The organism is Prevotella illustrans, from assembly GCF_017426725.1.
Classification (GTDB): domain Bacteria; phylum Bacteroidota; class Bacteroidia; order Bacteroidales; family Bacteroidaceae; genus Prevotella; species Prevotella illustrans.
In genome coordinates this window covers 12,226-30,306 of record NZ_JAERMS010000036.1, presented here as the reverse complement: position 1 = coordinate 30,306, position 18,081 = coordinate 12,226, and the positions used below count along the sequence as shown (strand labels likewise).

Sequence of the window (18,081 nt, the reverse complement as noted above, 5' to 3'; positions counted from 1 at the left end):
GTCTCTCCCGCTCCCATAAACGATTGACAGATTTATATGACTTCATCGCTTGCAGACTTGGCCCCACAAATGATCGAGTGAGCCCAAATCGCGGTCATTGGAGAATGATGAAAGCAAGATATCACAAATCACATCCTGCTTTCTTTTATTATTTCCACGGCGTGGTAATGGGGAACAATGGGCTGCCGGTCCAATACTCCTTGTTGCCACGCACTTCCGTGTGCCCCGAATGTTGGCCCGTCATCATACAGGCCCGTGAAGGAGCGCTTACCGGAGCGCCGGCATAGGCCTGCGTGAATCGCATGCCCTCACGGGCCATACGATCTATATGCGGCGTGAGAATATATTTCTGACCATAACATCCCAGGTCACCATACCCCATATCATCGCACATAATGTAAATGATATTGGGCTTAACCGGCTTGTACGGTTTCGCCGTAAGTGACGGAGCGACGGCCAATGCCGCCGCTTCCGCAATCCATATAGAAGTATTTCGTTTCATTCTCTGTTATTTTCCAATTCCCTTTTGTAATCTCTGCCGCCTACAGCAGCTGCATGGCTATACGTGCGCATGCCTCGGCGTCGGCCAAAGCATGGTGGTGATTGGTCATGTCGCAACCGCAGGCACGGGCTACGGTGTCGAGCTGATGATTCGGAAGGTGTGGAAGCCTGTGCCTTGCGGCACGGAGCGTATCGAAGAAGAGATAGTCGGGATAGTCCATCTGATAACAACGGAACACGGCTTTCAGACAACTCTCGTCGAAAGCCTTGTTGTGTGCCACCAAGGGAAGCCCTTCGATGCGCGCCGCTATCTGTCGCCATACGTCGGGAAAGACGGGCGCACAGTCGGTATCTACGGCCGTCAACCCATGAACCCGGGTACACCAATACGTGTAATAGTTGGGTTCGGGCTGAATCAGCGAGTAAAACGTGTCCGTTATCTTCCCGTCTCTTACGATCACAATGCCTACGCTGCATACGCTGGTACGCTCACTGTTGGCCGTTTCAAAGTCGATTGCCGCAAAGTTGTCCATAGAATGCAAAGATATGTATTACACCGAACTTTCGCAAGTTTATGAAGGAAATGGGCGTAAAAAAGTGGAACTTTCAACCCAAACATATATAAAAACATTTTTACACCGGTAGAATAAAAACGAGTGGTCTATACTGTTTATAGAGGAAATCGGCTATTAGAGAATAATGAAAAGCAGCAATCACAAATCAGTTGAGCAATTACCCAAATATTACCGCTGCGCGGTAATCACGTTACCACATAGCGGTAAAGCTGTTACTACATGGCCGGTAACCAAATTACCACGCAGCGGTAATCCCGCCACCGTAGTACAAAAGGCTCTTCAATGATGCTTCTCCAATCATTCGTTGCCGTGCGTTTTGTATAATATCTATCCTTATAAGAGGCTTGATAAATCCAAATCAATCGTCAGAGAATAGTGAGAACATAGCCAAGTTTGCAATGAACCCAAAACGTCAATAGCTTATTTCTTGTGAAGGCTGGCTTTCAGCGTTGTCCTTTTTGTTGACCGCCGTTACAAAGTAAGTGCCCGCCTGCGGCAATTCCTGCTTCGTATCTCGTGTGACGGCCACCAACGTCGCGACCTTACCGGCGCCATTGCCGCGATAAACGGCAAAATACGCGTCGGCGGGACCTGTCCATTGCAGTTCCTTCCCGTTGAGACGCAAACTCGAAGGAGCGGGTGGAAGTACGGCTTTGGCCTTGCCCAAATAAGGCAACAGGGCCGGTTGCTTATATGTTTCACGAATAACGGCCATGATATCGGTTTTGTTTTCAAGCAAACTGTGGGCGCTGTACAGCACACTGCCTTGCACCTTCCGCATCGTAGAGGCGAAAGCAAACTGATCGGCCAGGTCGCCGGATGTTCTGTAAGCGGCCTCCTGGGCGTCGCCGCTGAACCTGTAAACGCCATATCCCACGAAAAGCGCGTTGTTGTAGGTGAACTGCGACCACCAATGCAACCGATGGTTAAAGCTGGTTTCGGCCGTTCCCATCAGGAAGTAGAGCTGGGGTATGATGGCTTCCGTCCATCCTTCACGCGACCATTTCAGCACATCGGCAAACAGCCGGTTATAGTTGTTGTCGTTGTTGGCGGCGGGACTGATGGAAAACACCACTTCCGGACGCGTAGCTTGAATGATGTCGTGGATGCCTTTTACGGCAAGGTCTACATTATTCCGGCGGAAGTCTTCCAAGCTGACTTCATACTTACCTTCGGCGTTTTTCTTCACATACGTCTTGTATTCGGTGCTGTCGTTGAGGCTCTCGTCGACAGGCAAGGCCGGATAGAAATAGTCGTCAAGATGCACGCCGTCCACGTCATACTTCGTAATCAGATCCTTCACAATATCGTAAATGCGCTGTCTCACCTCCGGCAAGGCCGGATTGTAGACACGGATAGTGCTGTAATCCTTGGTCAACGCAGCCGGTATTTTAGCGTCCAATTCGGGAAATTCCTCCTTATTATTAGCTCTGGTGGCCACGCGATAAGGGTTGATCCACGCGTGAAAACTGATGCCGCGTTTGTGTGCCTCGTCTATCATAAAGCGCAAGACGTCATAGTCGGGCTTCTTTCCCGCCACGCCGGTGATGTACTTGCTCCACGGCTCATAGGACGAGTCGTAGTATGAGTCGGCCATTCCCCGCACCTGAACAAAGACCGCGTTGATGTTATTGTCGGCGAACAAGTCCATATACTCGATATACTTGGCCTTTTGCGTTTCTGTGTTGTAGTCACCGCGGGGCCAATCCAATCCCCATACGGTAGCCATCCACACGCCGCGCAGTTCTTTTTTGGGCAGCAACTGCGTTTCTATTACGGGTTCGTCGGTATCGTTGCTGTCGTGACAGGCCGCGATAAGACCGGCACACAGCATTACGACGATTTTCTTCCATGTTTTCATATCGATTCCGTTGTTATGTTGAATACTGTGAGGACGTCGTCAATCTTCGTCTACCGCTGCGGGAAGTTCGCAGATGACAAATCCCGAATTGATGCGCGAGGCGAAGAGATAAAGCTTCACGTCGTTGCCGGCGGCATCGCGCTCGATATAGTAATTGGTGTTAACGCCGGGCGCGGTGACAAACGCTCCGCCCAGAATAAAGCTATAGACGGGAGTATGGGTATCGCCCGTGTCAAATCTTTCGAGCGCTTCCTGCACCGTGCCACCTTTTGTAATGTCGTATAAATTCAGTGTAGGCGTAACCTTGGAACCGCTGCCATAGCCCACCGTACATGTCATCAGATAACGCGCTTTGTTGAAGGTGAAGATGCGTGCGGCCACGGATTCGGCCGCGATATGGTCTTTGTTCAGCTGATACTTCACGCTGCCCATCTCGTCGGTAAGGGCCACGGGGAAACGCAAACCGCCCAAAAGGTACTGTGACGTGTCTTCAATGCGATACATTCCCATGCTGCTTGTCATACCCGAATTGGAGGGAAGGATCGTCGGAGTATCAATGGTTTTATGTCCGGTTACGGTGAATCGAAGAATCTCCGTCGAACCGTTATCTCCGAAAAAGATGTATCCGTTACCGTTTTTATCGATGTTGAGCGACATGTTGTCGCCATGGCGTGCGCCCGTTCCGGGTATGCTTCCGACATTGATATTCGCTATCACCTCCGGTTTGGACTTCGGGGTGTCCCAATAATAGATTTTCAACGGCGACGCTTTTGAGCCCGACAGCGACGCGACATACACGTGTCCGTTGGCCAAAGCACCCATGTTATAGGCGAAAGTTCCGCCGCTTACATCCGTGAGATCAAGCGGAATGGGGGCAATCTTGTTCTCCCGCAGGTCTGCCACCTTCAGCAGATGGGGGCGTGTGGCGCTACGCGTAACGACCAATACGTGCGTACCGTCGAAGTCGGCACAGCGTGTAAGCGAGCTGGTGTAGTCGGGATAGCTGTTGTCGCCTGTAAAGTTAGCGACTTTCACGTTGTTAAAATCAGCGCCATATACATCGACATGCTTTCTCACCCTGATGAAATAATCTTTATATCGATGATGGTTGCTGACTCTTAACACAAGTGTTTTATAGGTGTCTTCCACATCCATCGAGAAGTCGTATTCCGTCTTCTGTACGGTGGCTCCTGCCGAAACCTCCGCCTCTATCTTGATGGCGGCGAAGTTGCTGGCCGGGTCAAGCCGCGGGAAGTTGACCATTTTGTTCTCCTCGTCTATTGTTCCCGTCAACGTTTCGTTCTGGGCAGGACCGGCGTTTACAATCTTTATCGACAGCAAATCGGTGTCGTAAGGGTCCACGTGGCTCTCCGGATAGGAGTCTCCACACGCCGCCAAGCCGCAGCAACTCAGGGCGACGGCTGCAAATGCCATATATTTCAGCTTGTACATAACTTTGTCTTTTTAAGCGGTTTTCATTCGTTCGTTTGCGGCCAGCCTTCTGTCTGGGTCAGATGATAGCCTCTTTTTTCGTATTCCTTGATTTCGTTGACGCCGATTGGCGAGAGATAAGGATTTACATTGGGTACGTCCAAGAATTTGAATCGGCCTAAATTCTCAAGCGGATAGAAAAAACCTACCATTTTTGCGCCGTTGGTTCCATCGTAGACGACGAGGTTTCCCGCCGCGTCCTTCACCCGATGCTTTCCTTTGTTTTCCGCTTTCAGCTCGCTGCTCAGCTCCGTTGGGAAGTTGACCCACGTTCCTATGAGCAGGTCGGGATTGGCATCGGTGTCCATATACCCGAGTTTCTTCCATCGTCTGAGGTCGATGATACGCGAGAACTCGAAAGCGAACTCCATTCTCCGTTCTCGCCGTATCTCCCATATCAATGCCGGTACGTCGGCATCTCTTTTGGGATCGGCATTCAGATTGGCCAAATCCATCGGCGCCGTTTGCTTCACGCCTTTGTCCTTTGCCACCTGGTCGAGCGGGCGTTGGCGGATTTTGTTGACCGATTTGTCAATATCGGCCTGGGTTACGGCCGGTCCGCCAAGCGTGGCATATTCCGCTTTGGCTTCTATCCAGTTGAGCAACACTTCGGCATAGCGCATGACCGGATATCCCGTGACATTCTTGTCGCCTTGAAATTCGGGCGCGGGCGACCCTCCGCTTTGAATATAATCGAGCGCGCTACGCGGTATGAATTTCGTGACATACAGCGCGCAGCTTTTCGCCATCATTGTCGGCTCGCCGTAAAAGCTCGCTTCAAACCGCGGATCACGTGTACGAATGAGATTGGACAACGTGAAATCCTTGGCCGTCGCCAACGCGGACGTCTGCCAGTCTTTGCCATCCGTACAGATAAAAGCCTTGATGAGGTCGAGGTTCGGCCCTATGTCGTTGGGCGAATTCATATTACAATAGGAAGCCACACAATGGGTGATGCCTTGCGCGGCATCGTATTTACGATAGAGTATGCAATCTTTTGAAGCGGTAAGATCGGTCGATCCGAAGAGCGTTCTGAAGTCGGTTACGATATCGTATTTTCCGCTGTTCATCACCAACTCGGCCGCTTCGATGGCCAACATGAAGAACTTGCGGGCACGTTCGTCGTTCGTATAGTGGTATTTTTGCCAACAAGCCTCGAACAAGGCCCAACGCGACACGAACGACGCCACGACATAACGGTCCACGTTTTGCCGTCCGTCGTCGAGCCTCACGTTGCTCATGGCATACTTAAAGTCGTTATACACCGAGTCCATCACCTCGTTGCGAGGGGTGCGGTCTTTGTAAAGCTCGTCTTTCTCCGTGTTCTTAACCTCATGGTCGTAATACGGTACGTTGCCGAAGACATTGACCAGTCGGGCATATTCCAGACCTCTGAAGAAGCGTCCGACGCCCATCCAGTGCCTATATTGCGCGTCGGTAAGCACGTCGGACATCAGACGCGTAATGCGGTCGATCATCACGTTGGCCTTGCGCACCCACGCGAAGTTCCACGTCGGACCGGTTATTACCGTAATTATCATGCCCGCCAAAGCAACAGTACCGTATATGGCGGCTTCAGGCTTGGCTTGGGCGTATCGACCGTCAGCTCCGACTCGCCTCTGTTCGACTCCAACAAGGCCTCAACGGGACTGAACATCGGACTGGCCATCGGCGCGCCCGTTTCCTATCGTGCACCGCTCTTCTTGGAATCGGGACCCTACTACACGGAGAAAGGTGGCAAAAGCACGTATAACAACGAAAAGTTTACCTACTCGCTCAATTATCTCGAGGTTCCGCTGGTGCTGAAATACAAGTACCGGGCCGACCGCGACATCACTATCGAGCCTTTTGTGGGCGGCTACTTAGCCTGCGGCGTAGGCGGCAAAATCAAGGATTACAATCACCGTGCGGCCTACAACAGTTTCGACGATGACTACGACGACACTTTCAACCGCTTCGACGGAGGCTTGAAACTGGGCGTGGGAGCCTCGTTCCAACAGCTGTATCTGGAGGCCGGCTACGACATCGGACTGGCCAATGTGGGCAAAGACAACTTCGACGAGACCCGCAACGGCTGTTTCAACCTGACCGTAGGCATTAACTTCTGACATACGAAAAGTCCCGACTCATCGTCAAACGAGTCGGGATTTTTCCGTATTTGTCTTTTCGTTTTCTATCGGTTCAGTCGCCAAGTGACGCCGTCCTTGGTGTCTTTCACCTCAAATCCGGCGTCAGCCAGGGCGTCGCGTATCTGGTCGCTCACGGCCCAGTTCTTCTCGGCTTTGGCCTTGGCGCGCAGGTCGAGCACCATATCGACAACCTTTCCGTAAGCTTCCTCGCGCTCTTCGTTGTTGTCTGCCTGCTCACTCCGCAGCCCCAACAACTCGAAAGCGAAGAGTTGCATCGTTTCGGTCAGTTCTTTCAGGCTGTCGGCACAAATCTGTGTTGTATGATCGAGCAGCGTATTGATGACATGGCAGCCTTCGAAGAGGTAGCTAATGACGAGTTGGGTTTGGAAATCGTCGTTCATCGCGTCGTAACAACGCTGGCGCAGCTGCTTCACAAACAGCTCTGTTTGAGCGTCGCACTTATCCGATACGGGCACGCGAGCCAGATTTCCCAGTCCGGTCATCAGGCGTTCCAATCCTTTCTCGCTTGCTTTGAGGGCGTCGTTGGAGAAGTCTACGGTGCTGCGATAGTGGGCGGAGAGGATGAAGAAACGAATGGTCATGGGGCTATAAGCCTGTTCCAAGCCGGCATGACTGCCCGTAAAGAACTGCTCCAACGTAATGAAGTTGCCCAACGATTTACCCATCTTCTGTCCGTTGATGGTAATCATGTTGTTGTGCATCCAATAACGCACCATCTGATCGCCCTGACTGGCCACGGCTTGGGCTATCTCGCACTCGTGATGAGGGAACACTAAGTCCATGCCTCCGCCATGAATATCGAAGTGGGAGCCTAAGTATTTGCGCCCCATTGCCGTGCACTCGCAGTGCCAACCGGGGAACCCCACGCTCCAGGGGCTGGGCCAACGCATGATATGTTCGGGCTGAGCCTTCTTCCAAAGGGCGAAGTCGGCCTGGTGACGCTTCTCACCCACGCCGGCCAACGAGCGACTTTCGTTGATGAGGTTTTCCAAGCTGCGGCCCGAGAGAATGCCGTATTGATAATCCTTGTTATATTTTTCGATGTCGAAATACACGCTGCCGTTGCTCTCATAGGCATAACCGTTGGTCAGAATCCGGCCGACCAGTTCTTCCTGCTCGATGATATGGCCCGTGGCATGCGGCTCGATGGAAGGCGGAAGCACGTTGAGCGCGTCCATGGCCTGGTGGTAACGGTTGGTGTAGTGCTGGGCTATCTCCATCGGCTCAAGCTGTTCCAGCCGCGCCTTTTTCTCGATTTTGTCGTCGCCCTCGTCGGCGTCGTGCTCCAAATGGCCCACATCGGTGATATTGCGCACGTAGCGCACCTTATAACCTAAGTGCTTCAGATAGCGAAAGAGAAGGTCGAACGTGATGGCGGGACGGGCGTGTCCCAGGTGCGGATCGCCGTAGACAGTAGGTCCGCATACATACATACCCACGTTGGGCGCGTGCAACGGCACGAACTTTTCCTTGCGACGATTGAGCGTGTTATATATAAATAAAGTCTGTTCCATAAGCGGATGATTGATAATGATTTGCAAAGGTAATGGAAATATGGTGAAAAACAAGGCACGCGGGGCCGAAACCGCCGCATGGCAGGCTATTCCGAAGCCGCGTTGTCCGTCAGCAGCCGGCGGGCAAACTCCCAGATAACGATACCGGCCGTGACGCTGACATTAAGACTGTGCTTGGTTCCGAACTGCGGAATCTCGAGACATCCGTCGCTCATATCGACCACGCTTTGCTTCACGCCTTTCACTTCGTTGCCGAAGATGATGGCGGTTTGCGAGGTCATCGGTGACTGCGAAGCATTCAGTTTCAGGTCTTGCAGCTTCGTAGAACCTTGAACTTGTTCGATACTATACACAAAATAACCGTCGCGATGGAGCTGTTCGACGGCCTCTTCAGCCGTCTCGAAGTATCGCCAGTCTACGCTATCCTCGCCTCCGAGAGCCGTCTTGTGAATCTCGGGATGGGGCGGTGTGGCCGTGATTCCGCAGAGATAAATGGCCTCTACACGAAAAGCGTCGGCCGAACGAAACACACTGCCCACATTATACAGGCTCCTCACATCGTCAAGAACAACGATGAGCGGCAGCTTCCGGGCTTCCTTGAACTCTTCAACGGAAAGCCGGTTCATTTCAATAGTTTTGAGTTTGCGCATCTTTAGTTGGAAGAATACACCAGCGCATAGGCCTTGATACGCTTCACCATGGCTAATAAGCCATTGCTACGGGTGGGCGACAAATGGTCGCGCAGGCCTATACGGTCGATGAAATAAAGGTCGGCATCGAGGATTTCCTGCGGCGTATGCCCGCTGACTACACGGATAAGTAAGGCTATAATGCCCTTTACGATGAGCGCGTCGCTCTCTGCCGTAAACACCAAATGGCCATCAACAACATCGCATTGCACCCATACACGGCTCTGACAACCATCAATCAGGTTCTGCTCTGTTTTGTATTTATCATCCAATGGTTCCAATTCGTTTCCCAAATCGATGAGCATTTGGTACTTATCCATCCAATCCTCGAAGTCATTAAATTCCTCAATGACTTCGTCCTGTAATGCATTGATTGTTTTCATCATGCTGCAAAAATAACACAATCTGCCCGAACTACCAAAGCTATGCCGCCGAAACTTCCCCTCCGGGAGCCATAGAACGTCGGCCCAAGGCCAACACCGAAGCGACGGCAATACAGAGGTTCATCCCAAAAGGGACTTAGCGGTGATTCGGAATTTATTTTACAAACATCGTTTACTGCTTGCGTTATTTCAAAAAAGAAAGCAAGCGGCCGGAAATAACGCGATTTTCGCGCGTTTTACAAATAGCTGGTTATCAACGCCTTGCGCTCAACCATCCTTTCAGAAGCTTGTTTTCTCCCTCTATTTTGCCGCTTTTTGCCGCTCAATAGCTGCCTTTTTAGCCGCTGAAAGCATAGCAATAGGCGACCAAAAGGGCTGCTTTGAGCTTGCGAAAGCATAGCGAACGGAAAATTAAAGACCGTTCGGACCAATTCGGAACCGGTAAAACGTGCTTTTAAACGCTAAATGCCACTTTTCAAAAGTGTTAAAATTAGGGATGGAATATTTACAAAAGCACAACATTTTCAAGCATGGTTTTCGACATAAAGACATAAGGACATGTTTTTCTCATTGCAGTTTTTTGACATAAAGACATAAAGACATATTTTTCAGTCAGCGGGGAACAAAGACATAAGGGCCGCAAGCGGCCAAGAAAGACATAAAGCTAAGTGGGAAGTGGGAAATGGGAAGTGGGAAATGTAAAATGTGGAGTGTGAAAAGTAAGCTGTCTACATTTCACACTCCACACTCTTCAGTTAGTTCTCCCTCCCTTTGGGCTACTCTTTATACACATCTCGATTAACTTAAAATTTGTGATAAGAACTCTGTTGTTTGATGTTGAAATCATTGACTTTTCGAGATTATCTTACTTAAATTCTGTTTATAGCATACGCTATTTTTTAAAGAGTTTTTTGTTAAACAGAGATGTGTATAAAGAGTAGCCCTTTGGGAGGGCCGGGGTAGGTTTCTTATGTTTTTTTTGACATAAAGACATAAGAACATATTTTTCTTTTTACACCAGAAAGACTCAAAATTCAAAATATAATTTATAACTTTGTGCTAAAAGCTCAAAGTGGTATTTTGAATTTATGTCAAAAAACAGCGTAAGAAAAATAACTCCCGAAAGACCATAGAGCGGTCTTCCGGGAGTCGCGTTACAATTATAGTGTCAATCCCGCTACACGCTCGTGCAACGGTAGGTAAAGGTTCATGATGACGCCAAGCCGTTAGGGTTAAATCTTCACGAACTTGACAGACTGGCGTATGGTCACTTTCTTCAGCTTGGGATATTGCTTTTGGTAAAAGCGACCTACGCTGCGCTCCAGCCCAAACTGCGGACCGACGCTCAGATTTTCCACCGGAGTTTCCACGTCATTGCTAAACAGCGTGAACTGAAAGACAACGGTATCATCCTGCATAGACTTGTTCCAGACGACAGCGTACATCTCCAACAATTTGTCTGCCTTGTCGTAGATATACATGCGATGGGCCTCCGACGGCACATACGCCCGCCTTTTGATGACGTATTTCAACTCGGCGAAACGCGCTCGTGCGTCCTTGACGATGGCCAGCGAATCTTCACGGTTCACGCCTTCGACCCGGCATCGCACTTCGTCGTATGTCATGATGATCGTTTGTGTCCCCCAGGCTTTCTCCACGTCGTCGGCTACGACCATGAAAAAGGCCGAATGGCCTTCGGCGTCGGTCACGATGATACGGGCAGAACCGCCTTTGACACCTTTCACCACCACTCGCTTGGGCTGATCGTTCAGACAACGGACCGTAGCCACGCGCTCATCCGACGACACTGCCGTGATGGCGCCCGAAGCTCCTTGGACATTGACACCGCTCTCCTCGGTGGTATATACCTTGATCGTGTTGTCCACCAAGCGCGTCTGCTTGCCCGTCGAGATATCGCCGATCACCTCGTCAAGCGTGAAATAAAGCCCGTCGTCGTCATGACAGGACGTCAGCGTCAGCGCACCGAGCAACAGCAGCATGGAAAGGAAGAAATGAATTCGTTTCATGATAAAATCAATCATTTAATAATCGTTTTATACTCGATAAACGACGCGCCGCCGGAAACCTTGCAACAAAAACCGCATTATTTTCATTCCTTATAAGAAAAAAGACCGAAAAGCGTTGAAAAAGAAAGAAATGAGACATCGGTTGTCTATTATTTTGCTATCTTTGTCCGTAGCAAATGAGCTATTATTGTGACGAATTGAAATAAGACAATGGAAACGAAAACCGAAAAGAATCATTGGGGAAAAACCATCGCGTCCTTCCTCCTCGTGTTGTTTGCCATGCCGTTGGGACACGCGCTGATGATTGTCATGGAGAAATTCATGAGCGAAGGGGCGATGCACGTCGCCGGCTTCATGCTGGGACTGGCAGGACTGGTCATGGTCGTGACAGGCGTGTTCGTCAAAGGCGACACGAGGCAGACGCTGTGGGGCTTGTTTGGCGGACTGCTCTTCTGGACGGGCTGGGTGGAATTTCTGTTCCTCTATTACGCCCGCCGCTATGGTGTGCAACCCGAGATAGAGAATGGCGTTGTCGTCACCAAGCCCGAATATCTCATCATGCCGGCCTCGTTCGGCATGTGGATGATGACGATGGTGATGTACGTCTTCAGTACGAAAAACGGGTGCGACTTCATCACGTGGATACAGAAAGTGTGCTTTAAGGACAAGCGGCGCGTCATCGTCACACGGCCCATGACCCGCCATACGAGCATCGTCACTTTCATGGAAATCAATATGATTCTATGGGCGATGTACCTGTTGCTGATGTTCTGCTACGACAAGAACTTCCTCGGCGACCACCATCCCGTCACGTTCCTTGTAGGTCTGGGCTGCTTCGTGGGAGCGATATTCATGTTCAAACGAGAACTGAAACTCGCGGCTTGGGGAGCCAATATCCGCATGGCAATCGCCACTGTCATCATATTCTGGACGCCCGTGGAGATTTTGGGCAGAATGAATTTCTTCCAAGAGTTTTGGGTAGAGCCCGACAAATATGTCTTTCAGATGATTTCTATCTTGGTAGTGTTCGTGGCTTTGGGCGTTTATCTATGGAAAAAGGGAACCGTAAGGAAAACAGAATGATAACCCACGACCGATAATAAGGACTCTTTATCCTTATATACTTAGACTGCTAAAAGTAGAACAAAGAACCATTGTTTTCTCTTTCTGAGCGACAGAACGACGGTTTTTCGCGGAAAATAACTATCTTTGCCATATAGATATCTAAATACGACCATGACATTACAGCAACTCGAATACGTAATGGCAGTTTATCGCTTCAAGCATTTTGCCAAAGCTGCCGACTATTGTAACGTTACCCAACCCACGCTCAGTTCGATGATTCAGCGCTTAGAGGAAGAGTTAGGCATGAAACTCTTCGACCGCAAGCGCCAACCTATTCAGCCCACGAAGGCCGGAATGAAAGTGATTGAGCAGGCATGGAACATACTCAGAAGGGCCAAAAGGCTGAAAGAAACGGTTGAGGAAGAGAAACATTCGCTGACAGGCAGCATTACCATCGGTATATTACCTACCATTGCGCCCTACCTGATACCCCGTTTCTTGCCGCAACTGATGAACGATTGGCGCGACGTAGATATTCAGATAATGGAGCTAAAGACCGAAGACATGAAGCGAGCCATACGCCATGGCGACATCGACGCCGGCATTTTAGCACGGATAGATGGACTGGAAGAGATGTCTTGTGAAACGCTTTTCTACGAACAGTACTACGGATACGTGTCGCAAAACTGCCCGCTCTACCAAAAAGAGCACATTAAGTCGACCGATCTCAATGGTCAGCAGCTGTGGTTGCTCGACGAGGGCCACTGCTTTCGCGACCAACTGGTGAAGTTCTGCGAACTCAAGGCGGCCGCCCGCAGCAAACGCACCTACCATTTGGGCAGTATCGAAACGTTCATGCGCATCGTAGAACACGGTTCGGGCATCACGTTTATACCGCAACTGGCCATCCCCCAGCTCAGCAACGAGCAGAAAACCTTGATTCGTCCGTTCGCCATCCCCATCCCCACGCGCGAAATCGTGCTGATGACTTCACCCCATTTCATCCGTATCACGCTGCTTCAGCAGTTGCTCGACCGCATTCGCGCCTCGGTTCCTTCGGAGATGCTGAAGCTCCAGCACATGCAACAGAGTATTTAATCATCACGACAGCCCGACCACTGCGTAAGTACAGGTCGCAGTCGTATTAAAACACGTTTCACATGAAATGCATTTACACTATATTTATGGTCATGGCACTGCTTCTGTCAGCCTGCCGTTCCAACGGACAAATGAGCAATACACAAGAGAATAAAATCGCAATGAACATCGACGACACCACCCGTTACGCTAAACCCGACGAAGATTGGCTGCGCAAAAACCTAACTCCGGAACAGTATGAAGTGACCCAGCACGCCGCCACCGAGCGTCCTTTCAGCAACGCCTACGACCGGGAGTTTAAGCCTGGAATCTATGTCGACATCACCACAGGGCAACCGCTCTTTGTCTCGACCGACAAATTCGACTCGGGATGTGGCTGGCCCGCTTTCTCAAAACCCATCGACGACGGACTCTTAGAGAAACTTACCGATCGTTCGCACGGCATGGTAAGAACCGAGGTGCGCAGCCGTGTGGGTGGCGCCCATCTGGGACACGTCTTCAACGACGGCCCTAAAGAGCAAGGCGGACAACGCTATTGCATCAATAGCGCTTCGTTGCGCTTCGTGCCACAGGAGAAAATGGAAGCCGAAGGCTACGGCGCTTATCTGAAATTATTGACTAAAAAGCATATCGCGATGAAAGAAATTTACTTGGCTGCCGGATGTTTCTGGGGCACGGAACATTATTTCAAGCAGGTGGAAGGCGTAAAAACCACTGAAGTGGGCTATGCCAACGGCATTACGAAGCACCCTACGTATGAGGAAGTGTGCACCGGCAACACGCTGTTTGCCGAGGCCGTGCACATCAGTTATGACCCTTCGACCGTCAGTCTTGAGTTTCTGCTCAACCTATACTTCATGGCCATCGACCCCACATTGCTCAACCAACAGGGCAACGACCGTGGCACACAATACCGCACGGGCATCTACTACACCGACAACGCTGACCTGCCGGTCATCCGTCGCGTCATGGAGGAACAGCAGAAGCAACTGTCGAAGCCCATCGTGGTAGAGGTGAAACCCCTCAAAAACTTCTATACCGCCGAAGAATATCATCAGGATTATCTCGACAAAAACCCTTCGGGATATTGCCACATGCCCAGAAAACCGGACGTGGAGAAACTATTGCAAAAAATGAAAGCTAAATAAAAAATACATGTTCAATGTACATTCGTATGGCCTTCGGCGGTAACCTTTAGCATAGTTTGTGGTTAAATATTATAAAAAAGAGGAGGGTTTCGTTACCCTAACCTGCCATTGCAACGTAATATAAATTATAAAGAGATATTAAACAACGCATTTTTTAATCAATGAGAATCTAAACAATATGAAGAAAGCAATGACTCTGGCCTTATTGCTCATGGTCGCAATCTTGGCTAATGCACAAACAAAAACCCCTGTGCGGTTCACTACGCAGCTCAAGATGGATAAGTCCGCCATCGCGGAAATCGTCTTCAGCGGTAAAATTGAACCCAAATGGCACGTCTATTCGACGAATCTTCCCAGTGGAGGACCTACCTCCGCTACGTTCACTATCTCTAAGATTGAAGGCGCGGAACTTGTCGGTAAGCTCACGCCGCATGGCAAAGAGATTTCTAAACACGACCCTCTCTTCGACATGCAGCTCCGCTATTTCGAGAATAACGTGACATTTGTTCAGAAGGTTAAGTTCACAAAGCCCAACTATAAGATTGAAGGTTATCTGGAATATGGTGCCTGCGACGACCAAAGTTGCATGCCACCTACCTACGTAGAGTTCAGCCAGAGCGGTGCGTCACCGGCTGTTGCCACGGAAACAAAAGCCGAAAAAGCTGACGAGAAGGCAGCCAAAGCCGATGATAAGACAAAGAAAGACGAAGTCGCAAGCAAGGAAGAGCAGACTGAATTACAGACTGACAACTCAACCAAACAGCAGGCTGACAGCTTGGCCAAGACCGATTCGGTAGCTTCGACTTCCCTTGCCGATTCGGACAAGGACATCTTGTGGCGCCCCGTTATTCAGCAACTCCAACAGTTTGGAGGCAATAACGACTTGGCCGGACATGGTGTTCTCTACATCTTTTTTATGGGATTGATCGGCGGTCTCTTGGCTTTGGTCATGCCTTGTATCTGGCCTATCATCCCCATGACGGTGAGTTTCTTCCTGAAACGTGCCAAAGAAGATCGTAAGAAGGGTATCAAGGATGCCATTACTTATGGTATCAGTATCATTGTTATCTACCTTGGACTGGGCTTACTCGTTACCGCCATCTTCGGTCCCAGTACGCTCAACGCCCTTTCTACCAATGCGGTGTTCAACATATTCCTCTTCCTTTTGCTCGTTGTTTTTGCGGTCAGCTTCTTCGGTTGGTTTGAAATCAAGTTGCCGGACAGCTGGGCCAACTCCGTAGACTCCAAGGCCAGCAATGCCACAGGACTGCTTTCCATCTTCCTGATGGCCTTCACCTTGGTATTGGTGAGCTTCTCTTGCACGGCGCCTATCATCGGCCTGTTGCTTGTTGAGACCGTTACTTCGGGCAACTGGGTAGGTCCGGCAGTCGGAATGTTCGGTTTTGCGCTGGCTTTAGCCATACCGTTCACACTGTTTGCCATGTTCCCGACGCTCATGAAGAAGAGCCCCAAGAGCGGTGCTTGGATGAACCAGATTAAGATTGTGCTTGGTTTTATCGAATTGGCTTTTGCTTTGAAGTTCTTCAGCGTAGCCGACTTAGCCTACGGCTGGCACCTGATGGATCGCGAAGTGTTCCTTAGTCTTTGGATTGTTATTTTCTTTGCGCTGGGTTGTTACTTCATCGGATGGCTCAAATTCCAAAGCGATGAAATCGGTGGCGACATCAATAAGCCCATGCCTGTGGCCAGTATCATGATGGGACTTTGCTCCGTTGCCTTCGCGATTTACATGATTCCCGGTCTGTGGGGTGCACCGTGCAAGGCTGTCAGTGCCTTTGCGCCACCTATGAACACACAGGATTTCAACCTCAACACTAAGGTTGTGGAAGCCAAATACACCAATTACGAAGAAGGTATGGCCGCTGCGAAAGCACTGGGTAAGCCTGTTTTGATTGACTTCACGGGCTTTGGCTGCGTCAACTGCCGTAAGATGGAGGCATCGGTATGGACCGATCCGAAGGTGGCCGATAAGCTGACGAAAGACTATGTATTGATTTCGCTCTTCGTAGACGACAAGACCAAGTTGCCCGAACCGATACAGGTAACGGTCAACGGACAGGAACGCACGCTGAGAACCATCGGCGACAAGTGGAGCTATCTGCAAAGTTATAAGTTCGGCGCTAATGCCCAGCCATTCTACGTGGCTGTCGACAGCGACGGTAATCCGCTTACTGCCAGCCATTCTTATAAGGAAGACGTCCCCGAATATCTGCAATTCTTAGATAAGGGGCTTTCTGCTTATCGTTCAAAATAATTCAAACGTATGGTTGACAAGAACAATCGTGAACGTATTTTAGCGCTTATCCGGAAAGAAGTAGTCCCTGCCGTAGGCTGTACAGAGCCGATGGCAGTGGCTCTCTGTACGGCAAGAGCTACGGAAAACCTGTGTGCCCGTCCCGAAAAGATTACGGCATTGCTCAGTGCCAACATCCTTAAAAACGCCATGGGCGTAGGTATTCCCGGCACGGGGATGATCGGTCTTCCCATTGCCATTGCGCTCGGCGCCCTGATTGGTAAGTCAGAATACCAATTAGAAGTGCTGAAAGACCTGACACCCGATACCTTGGAAGAAGGCAAACGCTATATCGATGGCAAGCATATTGATATCCAACTCAAAGAGGATATCACAGAGAAGCTCTATGTAGAAATCATCTGTCAGGCCGGCAATGATACGTCTAAAGCCATTATTGCGGGTGGTCATACCAACTTCGTGTATGAGGAACGCAATGCCACAGTGCTGCTCGACAAGCGCGCCTGCTCATGTAGCGAACAGGCAGAAGAAGAGATTAAGCTCGACCTTCACACGGTTTGGGACTATGCCATGACAACACCTGTTGAAGAACTCGACTTCATTCTGAAGACAAAAGACTATAATCTGAAAGCTGCCGAAGAAAGTATCAAAGGCAATTATGGTCACAGTTTAGGCAAGACGATGGATCGTCCGCTCGGCCGCGGCATCTTTGGCAACAGCATTTTTTCGCACATAATCTCCAAGACAGCTTCGGCCTGCGACGCCCGCATGGGCGGTGCCATGATTCCGGTCATGAGCAACAGTGGCTCCGGCAACCAAGGGATTTGTGCCACCAACCCCGTAGCAGTCTACGCACAGGAGAACGAGAACACGGAAGAAGAACTCATCCGGGCCCTCACGCTCAGCCATCTCACGGCCATTTACATCAAGCAAAGCCTCGGCAAACTGTCGGCACTCTGCGGTTGTGTGGTCGCGAGTATCGGCAGTAGCTGCGGTATCACCTATCTGATGGGTGGCGATTACGCCCACGTGTGCCACGCCGTGAAGAACATGATAGCCAATCTGACCGGTATGATCTGCGATGGCGCCAAGCCCAGCTGCGCTCTGAAGATCTCATCGGGCGTCAGCACGGCCCTCCTCTCTGCCCTTTTGGCCATGGAAGGCAAGCATGTGACGGCGGCAGAGGGCATCATCGACGAGGATGTAGACCAATCCATCCACAATCTTACCAGCATTGGCAAGGAAGCCATGTGCTCTACCGACGACATGGTTCTCAATATCATGACCAATAAAGGAAAGTAATAACG

14 protein-coding genes and 1 pseudogene are annotated in these 18,081 nt (G+C 50.3%); 6 read left to right on the top strand and 9 right to left on the bottom strand.

Annotated features, from left to right (window positions below):
- Positions 1-181: 181 nt before the first annotated feature.
- From JHU38_RS09955 to JHU38_RS09935, 5 genes and pseudogenes are all read right to left on the bottom strand, one after another.
- Positions 182-502, bottom strand: a pseudogene (locus JHU38_RS09955) (sulfatase-like hydrolase/transferase); the annotation flags it as partial.
- Between the two features lie 40 nt (positions 503-542).
- Entirely contained in the window at positions 543-1,034 is a 492-nt protein-coding gene (locus JHU38_RS09950; protein ID WP_107582013.1) for a 3'-5' exonuclease, read from the bottom strand.
- Positions 1,035-1,488: 454 nt separating this feature from the next.
- Positions 1,489-2,937 carry a glycoside hydrolase family 10 protein gene (locus tag JHU38_RS09945; RefSeq protein WP_107582012.1) on the bottom strand — a complete coding sequence of 483 codons (1,449 nt, stop codon included), beginning with the start codon at positions 2,935-2,937 and terminating at the stop codon, positions 1,489-1,491.
- Positions 2,938-2,976: 39 nt separating this feature from the next.
- Complete coding sequence (locus tag JHU38_RS09940) at positions 2,977-4,389, bottom strand: DUF4623 domain-containing protein (RefSeq protein WP_107582011.1); 1,413 nt, start codon at positions 4,387-4,389, stop codon at positions 2,977-2,979.
- Positions 4,390-4,412: 23 nt separating this feature from the next.
- Positions 4,413-5,969, bottom strand: a complete 1,557-nt coding sequence (locus JHU38_RS09935; RefSeq protein ID WP_232369923.1) for a RagB/SusD family nutrient uptake outer membrane protein — start codon at positions 5,967-5,969, stop codon at positions 4,413-4,415.
- Between the two features lie 45 nt (positions 5,970-6,014).
- Here JHU38_RS09935 and JHU38_RS09930 point away from each other — a divergent pair, with 45 nt between their 5' ends.
- Positions 6,015-6,536 carry a porin family protein gene (locus JHU38_RS09930; protein ID WP_232369922.1) on the top strand — a complete coding sequence of 174 codons (522 nt, stop codon included), beginning with the start codon at positions 6,015-6,017 and terminating at the stop codon, positions 6,534-6,536.
- A 65-nt stretch (positions 6,537-6,601) separates the two neighbouring features.
- Here JHU38_RS09930 and cysS read toward each other — a convergent pair whose 3' ends face one another.
- From cysS to JHU38_RS09910, 4 genes are all read right to left on the bottom strand, one after another.
- Positions 6,602-8,092, bottom strand: coding sequence for a cysteine--tRNA ligase (cysS, locus tag JHU38_RS09925; RefSeq protein ID WP_107582397.1), 1,491 nt, complete (start codon positions 8,090-8,092; stop codon positions 6,602-6,604).
- Between the two features lie 86 nt (positions 8,093-8,178).
- Positions 8,179-8,742, bottom strand: a complete 564-nt coding sequence (locus JHU38_RS09920; RefSeq protein ID WP_107582010.1) for an RNA methyltransferase — start codon at positions 8,740-8,742, stop codon at positions 8,179-8,181.
- A gap of 2 nt (positions 8,743-8,744) precedes the next feature.
- On the bottom strand, positions 8,745-9,164 hold the full coding sequence (locus JHU38_RS09915; RefSeq protein WP_107582396.1) for a SufE family protein: 420 nt from the start codon (positions 9,162-9,164) through the stop codon (positions 8,745-8,747).
- A 1,232-nt stretch (positions 9,165-10,396) separates the two neighbouring features.
- Positions 10,397-11,191, bottom strand: a complete 795-nt coding sequence (locus tag JHU38_RS09910) for a hypothetical protein (protein WP_146157010.1) — start codon at positions 11,189-11,191, stop codon at positions 10,397-10,399.
- Between the two features lie 210 nt (positions 11,192-11,401).
- Here JHU38_RS09910 and JHU38_RS09905 point away from each other — a divergent pair, with 210 nt between their 5' ends.
- From JHU38_RS09905 to JHU38_RS09885, 5 genes are all read left to right on the top strand, one after another.
- A complete protein-coding gene (locus JHU38_RS09905) occupies positions 11,402-12,274 on the top strand; it encodes a hypothetical protein (protein ID WP_107582008.1) in 873 nt (290 codons plus the stop codon).
- A 153-nt stretch (positions 12,275-12,427) separates the two neighbouring features.
- Positions 12,428-13,354, top strand: a complete 927-nt coding sequence (locus tag JHU38_RS09900) for a LysR substrate-binding domain-containing protein (protein WP_107582007.1) — start codon at positions 12,428-12,430, stop codon at positions 13,352-13,354.
- 62 nt (positions 13,355-13,416) lie between these two features.
- Positions 13,417-14,502: a bifunctional methionine sulfoxide reductase B/A protein gene (locus JHU38_RS09895; protein WP_107582006.1), complete on the top strand. Its 1,086-nt coding sequence runs from the start codon at positions 13,417-13,419 to the stop codon at positions 14,500-14,502.
- 178 nt (positions 14,503-14,680) lie between these two features.
- Positions 14,681-16,777, top strand: a complete 2,097-nt coding sequence (locus JHU38_RS09890) for a protein-disulfide reductase DsbD family protein (protein WP_107582005.1) — start codon at positions 14,681-14,683, stop codon at positions 16,775-16,777.
- 9 nt (positions 16,778-16,786) lie between these two features.
- Positions 16,787-18,076 (top strand): L-cysteine desulfidase family protein, encoded by a 1,290-nt coding sequence (locus tag JHU38_RS09885; RefSeq protein WP_107582004.1) that lies wholly within the window; start codon positions 16,787-16,789, stop codon positions 18,074-18,076.
- The last annotated feature ends 5 nt before the right edge of the window (positions 18,077-18,081 follow it).